8 protein-coding genes and 1 tRNA gene are annotated in these 13,367 nt (G+C 52.4%); 4 read left to right on the top strand and 5 right to left on the bottom strand.

Features of this window, described 5'->3' with window-relative positions; genetic code table 11:
• Nucleotides 1-271: 271 nt before the first annotated feature.
• The 3 genes from LOC67_RS22865 to LOC67_RS22875 all read right to left on the bottom strand — a co-directional run bounded on the left by LOC67_RS22865 (nucleotide 272) and on the right by LOC67_RS22875 (nucleotide 6,487).
• Nucleotides 272-2,092, bottom strand: coding sequence for a LamG domain-containing protein (locus LOC67_RS22865; protein WP_230265159.1), 1,821 nt, complete (start codon nucleotides 2,090-2,092; stop codon nucleotides 272-274).
• A 283-nt stretch (nucleotides 2,093-2,375) separates the two neighbouring features.
• Complete coding sequence (locus LOC67_RS22870) at nucleotides 2,376-5,693, bottom strand: protein kinase domain-containing protein (protein WP_230265160.1); 3,318 nt, start codon at nucleotides 5,691-5,693, stop codon at nucleotides 2,376-2,378.
• Between the two features lie 188 nt (nucleotides 5,694-5,881).
• Nucleotides 5,882-6,487, bottom strand: a complete 606-nt coding sequence (locus LOC67_RS22875; RefSeq protein WP_230265161.1) for a sigma-70 family RNA polymerase sigma factor — start codon at nucleotides 6,485-6,487, stop codon at nucleotides 5,882-5,884.
• Nucleotides 6,488-7,190: 703 nt separating this feature from the next.
• On the opposite strand from LOC67_RS22875, the gene LOC67_RS22880 reads away from it, so the two are divergent.
• The 4 genes from LOC67_RS22880 (at nucleotide 7,191) to LOC67_RS22895 (ending at nucleotide 11,561) form a co-directional block, all read left to right on the top strand.
• Nucleotides 7,191-7,787 carry a hypothetical protein gene (locus tag LOC67_RS22880; protein ID WP_230265162.1) on the top strand — a complete coding sequence of 199 codons (597 nt, stop codon included), beginning with the start codon at nucleotides 7,191-7,193 and terminating at the stop codon, nucleotides 7,785-7,787.
• A gap of 546 nt (nucleotides 7,788-8,333) precedes the next feature.
• Nucleotides 8,334-9,554 carry a hypothetical protein gene (locus tag LOC67_RS22885; RefSeq protein WP_230265163.1) on the top strand — a complete coding sequence of 407 codons (1,221 nt, stop codon included), beginning with the start codon at nucleotides 8,334-8,336 and terminating at the stop codon, nucleotides 9,552-9,554.
• A gap of 240 nt (nucleotides 9,555-9,794) precedes the next feature.
• Nucleotides 9,795-10,610, top strand: coding sequence for a hypothetical protein (locus LOC67_RS22890; RefSeq protein ID WP_230265164.1), 816 nt, complete (start codon nucleotides 9,795-9,797; stop codon nucleotides 10,608-10,610).
• Between the two features lie 249 nt (nucleotides 10,611-10,859).
• Nucleotides 10,860-11,561 (top strand): PEP-CTERM sorting domain-containing protein, encoded by a 702-nt coding sequence (locus LOC67_RS22895; RefSeq protein ID WP_230265165.1) that lies wholly within the window; start codon nucleotides 10,860-10,862, stop codon nucleotides 11,559-11,561.
• A 359-nt stretch (nucleotides 11,562-11,920) separates the two neighbouring features.
• Here LOC67_RS22895 and LOC67_RS22900 read toward each other — a convergent pair.
• Nucleotides 11,921-12,005: transfer RNA gene (locus LOC67_RS22900), tRNA-Leu, on the bottom strand.
• Nucleotides 12,006-12,182: 177 nt separating this feature from the next.
• Entirely contained in the window at nucleotides 12,183-13,151 is a 969-nt protein-coding gene (locus LOC67_RS22905; RefSeq protein WP_230265166.1) for a hypothetical protein, read from the bottom strand.
• Nucleotides 13,152-13,367: the final 216 nt, after the last annotated feature.

A 13,367-nucleotide genomic window follows, 5' to 3' on the forward strand; every position in this document is an offset into this window, starting at 1 on the left:
AACACAGAGTAACCGAGGGCGCGGAGTGCGTAGTCGATAGCAAGCCAACTGACCGGATCGCATTGAACTGCAAAGACCAAAATTTTTCCGAACGGAACCCAATGAAAAGCTCTGTGGCCTCGGTGCCTCTGTGTTTAAAGCCGTCTTCTCCTCGACGCCACCTACATCAAACGACTTTAAAATCGTTTTGAGAGTCGATGGCTATGTCCGACACGGCTGAAAAACGCGTTCGTGGTGCTCTGAATTTGAGTAGCGTGTGGTTGATTGCGGGTTAGCGATCGTTGCTCAATGAAGCGGAATCGTTTTTCTTCAATGCCGCAATCGTCTGCTGAAACTCCGCTGCTGTCATCGTGCCTTTCAAGATTGTCAATTCATCGACCAGACCGTAGAACATATTGGCGTACGAATAATTCGTAAACGTCCACTTCTTGTCGCTTTCTGCGTATTTCGTATTCGCCACCTCGAACTGGAAGCCCGTCGGAAGTCGGAACACTTCTGCGCGATTCTTGTCGACAACGACCGCAACAATCCCCTTTTGGACATCAACGGCGCACGCGATCTGATGCCAGCGTCCCGGGTACAACTTAAGATTCTTAAACGTATGAGTGACGCGTTGATTGTTTAGCTCGATGTGCACAGCGTTGCCCTGACCGACGCCGATGTTAAACCAACGAGAAGATGTGCCACCGCAAAGAATCGTTCGGTTGCGATCAGAAAACGCTTGTGCTTTGAATCGAATCGCAAACGTGAACGATTGGTAATTCTGGTCTGGCGTTGACGCAATAGCCCGAAACCCGGTCCCTCCGTGAGAACGGTCGTACTGCCCGTTCAGCACAAGCGATCCGTTGTAGAACTGCGTATTCTCTAAGTCGAATGCAGATCCGGTTCCGTTTAGTTCGTTGGCATTGCCATTAAACTCGTAGTGAGCGATGACATTCGGATGCCGATGATCGCTCGCCTTGGCGCCAACGTCGGAGGACACCTGCTCGCCAGGTTCGACCTTTCCATCAATCTCCACATGAAACAGCACGGCGTGCTTCCAATGCTGCTGGTTCAGCAAGTATACGTTCCCCGAAGTGACTTTCATGTCTCGAGGAGAGTCCTTCGCGGCTTCCGGCAGAGCATCAAGGTGATCGTCCAACGTTCCGGGACCGAGATCCTTGATTCGACAGGGAGCGTACGAATAAGCAAACTTTACTTTGCCTTCCGATTGAGTGAATTCAAGGTCCCACCCGTAAATGTCCGGAGTGGCCTTCCAGCGATGACCCGCGGGAAAGGTCTTTACGATTTCCTCGCTGTCAGCGAATGTGCCCTCGCCTGTATCAAGTACCCGATAAGTGATCTTGATTTTCTGAGGCAACTCCAAGCGGACAGGTCCAAAATCGGCGTCCTCTCCGGCCTTCACCGTCACCCGGCGACTTGCGCTGACATAGCCTTTGGCCATTAGACTAATGTAGTAGTCACCTTCGCTTACAGGCTCGGACTGGAGTGTTCCGTCCCGACCGACTTTCATCGTCATCGTCCTATACTTTCGGCCAACACCCTCGGAACCATTCGACGGCGTATTCGGCCGAGGAGTTCTGAGTGTGATACTGATTCTGGCGGCACGAGCATCGTCCGTCGCTTCCATCGACAAGTTTCCAGAAATGCGACCCTTGTCGGCCGCCGAGGCCTTGGACATCCTCACGATTCCTACATCGACAATGCCATTTTCGACTTGCGGGGCATCGTTCGGAATTGTGAAATCCAAAGGTTTGTAGTCGAAGTGCCGGAAGCCAATCGGAATGTTCAAATCACGGATCACTTCTACAAAGAATCCTTCTTCCACGATGATCATTTGCGATATGACAGTTTCCGGATCATCGTTTCCGTGCAGCTGTACCCGACCAACAATCAAGTGAGCGTCGCGGTTCGCGTCGCGATAGCGATCACGTTCCGCAATCGCGCGTTCCATGCGTTTCTGAAACGCCTTTTGCGCTGACGGATACCGCTTCAATGCGTCCATCGTTGGCATTTGTCCGATAGCGACGGCAGGCAAAATGGCTGCGAAAATCAATACGGCGCGAGCAAAGATGTAAAACTGGGGAATCATGGCGTTTGAAGTCCTGCCGAATAGTTGAAATGAGATCTCCACAGTTATCCCTGAACCGTTTTGCGACCAACGCGTCAGGAAATCTCAAAGATTCGGCTCGAGAAGATGAATTGCCATGATCACGCACAATTCTGATGCTCGATCTAGGATTCTCGCATTGGACGAAAACGCAATGAAACGATTGCGACAAGAATTGGGATCTGGAAAAGTCACAGCGCATTGAATGCTCTATAAAGCACTCGTTGCCCTGCGTTTTGCCGACCCTCTATCACTCGGGAAAGCTCTAGCGAACTTCCGCGTTTTCAAAAGTGTTTGAAATGGAATCTCCGCAGCCCTGCGTGTTCCAGATGTAGACGGTTCCCTCTGCCGACGTGGACCACAGCTCTGAATCGTTTCTTGAAAAGCACAGGTCCGTCACCGAATCGGTATGCCGATCGAGCAGCAGTTGCTTTTCCCCGCTAAGCGTGTCCCAAATCGCGATCCTGTGGTCTGCACTTCCGCTGGCCAGCGTTTCACCATCGTGGCTGAGCGTCAAAGTCAGGACTCGGCCCTGGTGTCCCGACATTTGTCCGCGAAGCTTGCCTTGGAAGTCAAAAACCCGAATCACGCCGGACGCCATTCCGCTGTAGATCAGAGATTCTTCGCGATTGACTGCTAGTGAGTAAATGCGCCCTGCCCCGGCCCGCCACGACTGATTGATCGATCCATCGCTGACGTTGATGAGGCGGATTCGACCGTCCGCTCCGCCGCACAAGATTCCCTCAGATGCCGCAGCCATTGAAAGACAAGCCGATTCTCCATCAAGCTGCCTACAACGATGAAGGATCTTTCCGGTCAGCGCATCAGCTGTAAACAACTCTCCATTGCGAAGCGCCACCAGAAGCACTTCTTCACCTTTGGAAAAGCACAACGATGTGACGTTGGCGTTGCATTCGATTTCGAAACAAGGCTTCGGAGCAAGGCAGACCGGCCCCGTGGATCCTGACAACTGTTCTGAAGACAGCTCCCGATCGCTGAAGCCTCCGTCCTCGCGTCTTTGGATAGCGACAACCTTGCTTGCAGGAGTTCGAAAGCCCAGAACGGCCATCTGTTGTCTATGTGAATAGGCGAGCCTCGAAAACTGGGAGTGGCTAACCTGAAACCCTTCTTTGATTTGGCAGGTCTTTCCATCGACCACAGCGCACCAGCCTTCTCGATGACAAACGAGTGTTTCACCCGATTCTGCCAATTGGACGGTACGCACTGGGGGCCCATACCCAAGATCGACTCCAGCAAACGTTTGTAACTTTCGTATCGTATCGTTTGGGTCACGGATACGCCTTGCAAACAGCTTGCCCTTGCTACCACCAGTAGCAATCCATCGGTTATCAGAAGAAACAGCCGCAGCAAGAACGCTATCCGTTGCCGGACCGATCGCTTCCTGATCCGAGGGATTTAATACGGAGAACAGAAGCCCACCGCGACCGTCCGGAACGACGCATTGCGATCGCGGCCTAAATGCAAAATGGTTCGTTAGCGGCGAGGATCGTGCGATCAGTGACAACCTTCGTTGCTGGTCGGGCCATGTGGCAATTGCTAATCCGTTGTCGAGTCCAAGAACAAGACAAAAGCCAAAATCCATTTCATAATTTGCTTCCGCTGCCCTTACCATTTGGGTCCCTGATCCGGTATTGATGAACTCTGGATCGAGGGTATCCAAAACATTGCTTCGCTGCATTTCGTCGAGCGACTTTGCGTCCCAACGATGCCAAACTCCTTTTCGGGTCACACAATGGAGGACTTTGTCATCTGGAGTGAGCCACAAACCGGCGGGGATTCCTTCAATCGGATCTCGTCCATTCACAGCCGTTCCCGAAGACAAATCAAGTCGAAATGGATCTCCATCTTTGGTAATCCCATAGATTTTGTCGCCCACCGATGATAACGCCATCCTTGCGCGGGTTATCAATGGCAACTCGATCCGGCGTAGGACTTCACCGGAATCCCAGGAGATCTCTAACAGATTGCCACCAGAATCCTGGCAGAAAAAACTCGTCAACGCAGCGTGAGAAAGCAGGGTTCCGGCAAGCCGGACATTACAGGGAATGACCTTTCGTGTTTGATCGAAAATGTCGACGAGTGAAAGGCATCTTGGCTTGCTACAGACGATCAGTTTTCTGTTGTCAGGCGAGAACTTGACTTGGTGTATCCCACCAAATCCGACACCCAACTCGGACAAGTCAAACGAATCGTTGGTCACCTCCGAATGCAGAAATCTCCATGCGAAACCGCGATCTTGAAGAGGAAAGAGCGATTCATCTTCCAGTTGCTCCTTTGCCACAACCCGATTGCGTCCCAGAAACGATTGAATCGATCGGAGACGCGAACTGACCGTTCCCCTCTTGAGTTGCTTTTCTTTGGCCAGAAGCTTTTGGTTCTGCTGGTCGACTTCCCGTGCGTGCTCATACCTTGAAACAACGTTGACGCTCAGAAGCACAATAGCGATCAGCAATGTCGCCACGATGACGCTCCAGAGACCAGCCAAAGTTGGATTTCGTCTCACCCATCGAGTGCTGTATTCAACCAAAGAAACTGGTCGAACCGCGACCATATCACCATCAATTAAGCAGTCTAGCTCTGCACAGAGTTGTGCAAACGACGAATACCTTTCCTCTGCATTCTCCGCTGTCATCCGTGCCAAGACAGCATCCAGATCTCGCGACCGCCATCCCACGAAATCGCGTTCTTCACTGCGGGTGCGAATGTCTGTTGTACTTGCCGGTGTGTCAGATGATCGGGACAACAGATGTCTAAGCACAATTCCCAAGCTGTATATCTCAGAAGCCACACCAGGGCGTCCGCCCCCGTCTCTAAGTTCCGGAGCGATGTAGCCTGGCGTTCCTATAGGAACACTCGGGCCTTCCACGACATGACTTCCCGCGATCCTTGCCAAGCCAAAGTCTGTTAAGTGTGGCTCTCCGTTTTCTGAAATCAGAATGTTGGCGGCTTTGATGTCGTGATGCAGGATTCCTGATTGATGAGCGTCTGCCAACGTAGACGCGACACTTCTGATAAGCGCAACAACCTCAATCTCGGACGCGTTCGTTTTGGATACATACTCGTCGATTTGGCCTCCAGGCAAGTATTCCATTGCTAACCAGCCGACCACGATTGATCCATGGTCCAGAACGCCACTGTCAAAGATGGTCGCTATCCGGTCGTGACCGAACTCCCTGACAACCTCAATCTCGCGCACAAAGTGAACTTCGGCGAACGGGTTGCCATCGGACAGAACGACGACCTTCACCGCTGCATCACGCTGCAGATGCTTGTGCCTACACCTGAAGACGGTTCCGAACCCGCCTTCGCCGAGAACTTCAACAACTTCGTAAGAACCGTAGACAAGGGGAAGTGGCGAATCCAAGTCTTCTTTGAGTGATTCGAAACGACGTTGACGATCGATCGCATTGCGGAGCGCCGTCCGTAGGTCGCTGCTTCCCTTACAGAGTTCTTCAACCGTTACCGGCGAACCTAACTCTTCAGCGATCAAGAACTCGTCTAGCAACTCACCCACCTTGGGGTCCTGAAGCGCATCCGGATTCTTCTCGTAGGGCAGATTCATGCGAATGATTGAAGCGAAGCGTTGTTGGCCATGCAAGTCACCATTTTTCGATCTCTCTGGATACGCTCCTGGACACGCTTTTGGCTACGGTACGCTTGCTTGACCGCGCCGCAACAGCAACGCCGCTTTAGCCGAAGCGACAAACTCCAATCTGGCGGAACAGCGTCGCCTGGGATCCTCGCCCATCCTTAATTCGCCAAACCGTCGAAATCACCCAATGCACAGATTAGTTGATCGCAAGCGAGTCGGTAGTTTCGCTGCACGGTTCGGATGCTGAGCCCCAGCTGATCAGCGATCTCCGACTTCTTCATCTCATCGTACCAGCTCTTCTGAAATATCTCTCGTTGCAAGTCGGGTAGATTGTCGACTGTGCAGTGAAACAGCATCCAATCGACTCTTCGTGATGCAGGAGTCAATTCAGACGGATGCGATTCCTCGGGCCTGTGATCTTCGTCACCGGCGACCGGTGTCGCGTGAGCCGTGCGAATCGACCGCCGATGCTGCCGAGCCAACCGCAGAAAAGTCCACTTCACATGAAGAACGACGATGCGGCGCAAATGCTCTTCGGAAGTTGGGCTAACCTTCTTCGAATTGATAGCCTCAAGCAACGATAAAGTCGCTTGCTGAGCCACATCCCCCGTCATTTCCCAACGACGAAGTTGTGGAAAACGCAAAAACGAGAGCCGGCACGACTCGGCAATCCAACTGCTCACCAGCTCTTGCCAATTCGGAAGATTTTTCACATCTGCTTCCAGCGATGCAACGTTCCGCTCCAATGATCTCTGCTCAGCCATGCGAGCATTTTGGTTTCCGAAGCCGCATTTTTCAAGAATACGTGTCGTGAATCATGCATCAACACGCCGTTCCAAGTCCTCGTCAAACGTGTGACGAACATGGAACGCTCTCGATCTCCCTGCTGTCTCAAACAGCATTGCCGAGGCGAACGTCATGCTACAGAGTGCACTTGCATATTCGCACCGCATCCGTCCGAAAAGGTATGCCAGTACAAACCTGCTCGAATGTCTGGACACACAGCCGCCTGCGGTGCCGACCGATCCGGTTTAGTCGCCGGATTCGAGGTTTGGAGTCGTGTCGTCGTAGGAAAGTGTGAAGAGCAACTCGTCGCAGCTTTGTGTGTCGCTCATACTCCAAGTCAACGAGACCCAATCCTTCATTCGAACAAATTGTGGTTCTCGGAAATGGAGACTACTACGCCCCTAGCAGTAAGCCGTTTGGCTAACTTCACTCTTGATATTTAGCGGCGAAGAATAGTTCGGCCAGTGCCTACTGAGGTCTCGCTCCGCAGCCACAGCCGCAAGAGGGTCGTTCCTGCCCCCGCACAGAGCGGGCGTTTTGAATATACTGCTTTCCATCAATCTTTGACGAGTAGTTCCGAACTTCTTTACTCTATATGTCTGTTTCATGCGCAGCTCTGTTGTCCCACTATTTCTAGTCTTACTCGCTTGTTTCCCGGCCAGCATCGTAAATGGAGATGCTGTGACAATCCTCAACCCTGGCTTTGAACAGTTAGTCATTGGCGGTAACGGCGGTGCCTTCGGCTATGTCCTCTACGACATACCCAATTGGACGTTCACTGGTGAAGTCGGAACGTTCAAACCGGATGGTGGGCAATTTCCTGGTGGCGTCCCTGAAGGCGTTAATGTCGCTGCTATTGGGAATCAATCAGGTAGCGGATCAATCTCTCAAACTCTTAACCTGGCACTGCAACCCCACATGCGATATTCGCTAATGGTCGATGTGGGGAGACGACTTGACTTTCCTTTTACGACATACAGTGTCGAGTTGCTTGCGGGAAGCGAAGTGATTGCCACAGGTTCAAATGTTGATCCTAGTGCAGGGAACTTCCAACTAGAAGAACTTTCCTTCACAACCGGAGAGACGCACGCACAAATAGGGCAGGACCTCGGCATTCGTCTAACAACGAACATCGCTGGTGGCCAGGTTGACTTTGACAACGTCAGGTTGAACGTCAGCGCTATCCCGGAACCTTCATTCTTCGCATTCGGGCTATTGTCATCTGTCGTCGTCGCCACAAGACGAAGGCGATGGTCGCCAGAGAACCGCGTCCAATAATCGAACTGGGTTGGGTCACCATTTCCATTTCGAGATGTAGTGCTTTAGGCATCCTCTCACCAAAGTTTCTTGCTTCAGGGTCTGAATCCCGAGACGAAAATGATTCCAACAGTTTGGTCAGCTGCCGCGCGTCTTGTCGTTTGTCATTGTGTTCCCGTTCTGCTCTTGTTGAGTTCAGCGAACTGGGGCTGCGCACAGAACGCGATTCATTCCTGGACGAATACCGCCGGGAAAACAATCAGGGCAGAGTTCATCCGCCTTGAAAGAAACAAACTTGTCATTCGGAAAGGCGACCAACAGTTCAGCGTGACGCTCAGCCAGCTTTCTGCTCAAAGCCAAGACCAGGCATTGGCTTTGGCGAAGTCCCAGCATTCTCGCCACTCTTCGCCGACCGCGAATGAGATGTCAACTCTATGGGACCATCTCTTGCCGAGCTATTCGAACTCTACGGAGAATAGGTTAACGGCCGCGCGAACGCTGATACAGTTCGCCAAAGAGCCACAATTGGCGACGGAATTCCTGGCAGGAAAGGTCAAACCTGTTGCCATGACTCAGAAAGAGCTACTTACTGTCCTTTCCGCATTAGGCAGCGCCGACGAAGCGGAGTGGAGACCTGCCTACGAAAGATTGCTGGCTTGTGACCCTCGCCTGTTTATGGACGTCGAGAAAATCTTCAAGTTGCCGCAACTTAGCGACTATCCCGCACGCAATCGATTCGCTGACTTTCTATTTGCCCTCCCCGCTGAAGACGTGGGGTTTAACGTATCACTGACAAACGGTCGCAATGAGGAACTTACCATTGTCACTCACGAGGACGGCCTTCGGCTGACATTCAAAGTGCACGTTGGTGATGGTTCGGGAAAGACGATCGAAGCATATCGAGGAGTCTCACGAGACGAAGGATTTACCACTGAGACAATGCGGCTCATGAAGTCATTGCTGTTGCTCGCGAGCTTCGATACCAGGGAATCCGGCGAAATCATAATGACCGTGGCCTCGGGGCATCCAAAAGCGATGTTGACGAAGCTTGCTCAAGCATTGATCAACGAACGCAAGAATCCGAGTGCACGCGAAAGCCTCTCCAATCTGTGGGATGATCTCCCTGTAGGTGGCAATTTTGAGCTGCTGAAGATTCCGCCAACGCAAACCATTCTCCAATCCCTTGTCCAATCTCATGTATCGCCCGCGTACGCGATGATCCGCTTGACGAAAGAACCGGATGCGGCAACACAATTCATTGGCGAGAAATTACACCCCGCAGAGATGTCGCCAGAGCAATTTGAGTTACTGCTTGAACAGTTAGCCAGCGATGATGAAACACGATGGCGAGACGCCTTCAACAAACTTCACATCTTTAATCGTGTATGGGAGCTCGAAGAGATTGAGTCATTGCTCGCGCGTGAACAATTCCAAAGCTACCCTGCCCGACATCGACTCGTCGATCTCATCACTCTCACACCGTTGACTTCCAGTCAGTCAGCACTTAGGCGACGATACAAAGTGGTCACCGTTGTTGAGGCAGACGGTGAAGATAAGCCAAGGTTCGTCGTCCAATGCGGACCTGACGACAGATTTAGAGGATCATCCTCCATCTACTGGACGGAAGAGAACGAGCGCACGGCGATGTCCCTGCTATTGCTGGACAGCTTCAAGACCAGCCGCGCTAAGGAAATTCTCCAGTTGATGGCTTCAGGACATCCCAAGGCGAGTATCACTCAGTTTGCTCGATCAATTCTGGATAGCAATCAACCCGACCTAACACGGTGAATAGCGAAACGCACCGGTGGGTGACATCACACAAACGAGCGAACTCGCGCGAGGGCTTGGCGGTGATGAAAAGCTCGCCACAGCATGTCCTGAGATATTGCTGCGTGGCGGCAATTCGGAGAACGCTCGTGTCATACTCAAAATCGCACAACCATTTTCGAATACAATGCCTAGCTTTGCGTCAATCCTCGACGAGCTGTTCTGAACATCTTCGCTCGCAACACCCGTTTTCGATTTGTTATGTCAAAGACGACTACTCATTCCGGTAAGTCTATTCTCGCTGCGGCATGCGTGGTGTTCCTCAGTATGTCGTCCGTGTTTGGACAGGGCCCCTCTTCCGCGACCGTGAGTGATCCGATTTCCTCCTGGACGAATTCAGAAGGGAAAAACATCAGAGCGAAGTTTGTGAATCTGGATAGCGACAAACTGGTGATACGGACTGATGCCGGTTACTTCGGCATTGCGATGGATTCGCTTTCCCTGGAAAGCCAAAAACAAGCGGTCAAACTCGCAAAGCAGAATTCCGGAAAGTTCCGAAAGGTGCCTTCGTTGTTATTGGACCTTGAAAGAACAGGGACAGTCATTGCGGCTTACTACGACCAACTAATTGGCCTTAAAGAGAGTGTAGATGGCGCCTCGGCAAGAGTTCGTGACTCGAAATTGCCGGAGGCGCAGTCGCGTGCTTTGATGCAGAAGGACATGCAGAAAGTGCAAGCTCAACGCCAAGAGATCAAGCAACGTTTCGAAAAGGTCAATCTGGACGCACGTCAATTGCGAATACAAATTGCTGCGTCTTTGCTGCAAACTGAATTATCCGGACTCGAGCCTGAACTCATCGGTCGAATTAAGGGTATCGCTAAACGAATGATGGAACTCGAGAGCATCAATGGTACGCCCGACCCCAATCTCGTGCGTAATGCAGAATCACTTCACACGGTTGCTAGACTGCTTTTGTCGTCGGCTCATCTCCGGAGCCTTGGTGAAACGGATGCGGCCGACAGAATTCAGGCGGAAGCCGATTCTCTTGAGAAACGATCGCTGTCTAGCGGAAGATAACCAATGAATATTGGACGTCGTGTGAATATTTGTAGCTGGCGCAGCCTACCAATTTGAGCGATGGAGCCGATGGTGAAACTCTCTGACTTAGAAAAACGTATTCGGTGATGACACCGCTTAGGTATTGCTGTGTATTGGGTAGGCTGGCAGGTTCCCGGGTTCAAGAGTCGATTCGGACTATACTGTCGAGCTTTCTGTCAATCGCGTGATCGTTTCGCCCCTGTATTGCTGTCCGGAGAATCAAGCCCAATGCGTTTTTCTACGATCTCCTGTCTTGTAATCCTTACACTGATCTGGAGCGAAATGTGCCCGGCAGATGTGGTGGTCTCAGCGGGGGCGACTGGAGGATTCGGAAGATACGACGACGACGTATCCGAAGGCGGCGGAGACATGGTACTTGGTTGGGACTTTTCAGGTCCGAATCAGACGATTCTGATTTCCGCGACGGGAACGATAAGGATCGGACCCGAATTTCCAAGTAACGGCCCCGGTGGTGTGGCAATCACGGTTGATAACATTTCTGTATTGCAGCAAACCTACACCCCTCTCGAACAGCAGTTCGTCGATTCTGGAGTATTGACGATCCCGAGACCAGTTGGCGACAGCCTTTCCGATACGGGGGCGCTCATCGGTGCGTTTGTTTCATCAACGACCGCATCGTTCTCAAAATTTCAACCTCGCGATCCAGACACACTTGGCTTAGACGGAATTGGTATAGCTCCCCAAGACTTGATGCTAATCGGTGATGGTGAATTCAGTTTTACCTCTACCGAAGCAGGTCGACTCTATTTGGGAATCAATGACCTGTTCCCGTCGAACAACTCTGGCTCATTCACGGTTACAATCACTGCCATACCCGAACCGACTTCGTGCTTTGCGTTGTTCCTTGGCTGCTCCGCAATTGTTGTCCGTCGCAAACGCGAGCGACTGTACGCAACAGGCCCTGTTTGATGAATTGCTTTCCAAAGTGCCGACGGCGATACGTGGCCTGATATACCAATCCTGTCGTACCTCGCGCCGCACAAGTATTGCTTCCTATTGAATTCCTTTCCCCAATGACCATGGAGTAGGAGAACAAGGGGAACTCTGGATAAGGCTTTTTGGGCTTCGTGGTAGATTAGCAGACAGACACCTTCAGCCTACTGGCTCGCAGGTGGTTTGCTTACCTGTGTCGGTGCAACGATTCGCGTGGGCGATTCTGCTTTGTTACCAGAAGATGACTACGAGGCCGCGTCATTCGGTGTGCCAGCGGGTGTGCCAACGAAAAACGGGCTCTTCGGTACGATGCCGAAAAGCCCGTTATTTACGAGTGCGGATGAGAGGATTTGAACCTCCACCCTCTTATCGAGGACTAGAACCTGAATCTAGCGCGTCTGCCAGTTCCGCCACATCCGCTTGGTTCTACTGAAGAGTCACTCAACTGCTGTTGGGTTCGCTCGTCAGTGGTGCAGAAATGTATCGGGTCGGTTGGCTCCTTGCAAGTCGACTCGGTGGATTGTTTTTGTACAGGGATCCTTTGTCGCTGCCACAGCCGCAAAATCCTTCTATCTCTACTCGCCGTGACCAACGTCACTACGGCGAAAGGTATCGCAACCAGTTCCGCAGCCCTTGCCCTGGAACATACGCCACTGGCTGTCCCCAAAGCCCCTGACCAACCTGGACCATGTAGCGATCTTGCCCAAGCGAAATCAATGCTCGCGCCGGGGCTGCCGTTGCTGGGGCCCCGAGAGGAGTTCCCACCACAGGCGCGGTCACAGCTGCGGGTGGCATCGCGACCGGCGCGGCGACTTCGGGTGGCAAAGAAACAGGTGCCACGGCTGCGTAACCCATCGGTGCGACCGTTCCGCACCCGCCTCCATAGACGCTCGCGGCCATGTATTGATACTGGCTTGGCGGCGTGATCAATGCGCAGTTGTCCATCCGCGCGTAGCCATTGGACTGCAGCGCAGGAGCTTCCATCGGCACCAAATCCGATGGCGATGGAGTAATCGTGTTTGTCAATGCAGACGATGGTCCTGGTGATGGCAACGCTCGCGGTGCCGTTTCGGTGTAAGGCGCACTTTCAGGAATGTTGTCCTGTGCCATTCCAGGTGCCACGGGATCATTGGGCATCGAATTCGATGGAAGCCCCATGCTGGGAAGGGAGATACCGCCACCAGCTGTGTTCCCGCCGGCCGAGTTGTTAAACGGTGGTGCCTCCATCTGCTGCATCCAGACGGTCTGCTGAACCGATGAAGCCGGTCTGTTGAACGCGTTTTGATCTACCGCCGAATCACGCAAAGCATTGGTCGGGACGACCTCACCTCGGTAGCCCGCCGCTTGGTAACTGGCTGCCGGGTAACTGGCCGAAGTCGCATTCGATTGCATACCTAGACTTTGTCGCGGCTGATTCGCTTGAGGCTGCACCTGAGACCGATACGCTTCGAGCAACCCGCTGGAACCGATCGACTGCATTCGCGAAGACGCCGTGCGAGCACCGGCTTGTGTTTGTCCATGTGAGGTCCCGGCAAGTGTTGCCGAAACGACCACAAAAGCAGACAACTTGATGACAGTTGAAACAGGACGGGGGCGCCCCGTGAATCTTTGAATATCGCGCATCTTTCACTCATCTCTATCGTGCGTTTACTTTTTGCTTATCAACGATGAGACTTCAGATGCAAGATCGATGCCGAACGATCAGCCACAACACCGCGTGAAACTCGAAACTTTTTGTTTCACACCGATTCCCATCCGCAAAGCTTCTGCGAGCCTTGGGAT

The organism is Stieleria sp. JC731, from assembly GCF_020966635.1.
Lineage (GTDB): Bacteria > Planctomycetota > Planctomycetia > Pirellulales > Pirellulaceae > Stieleria.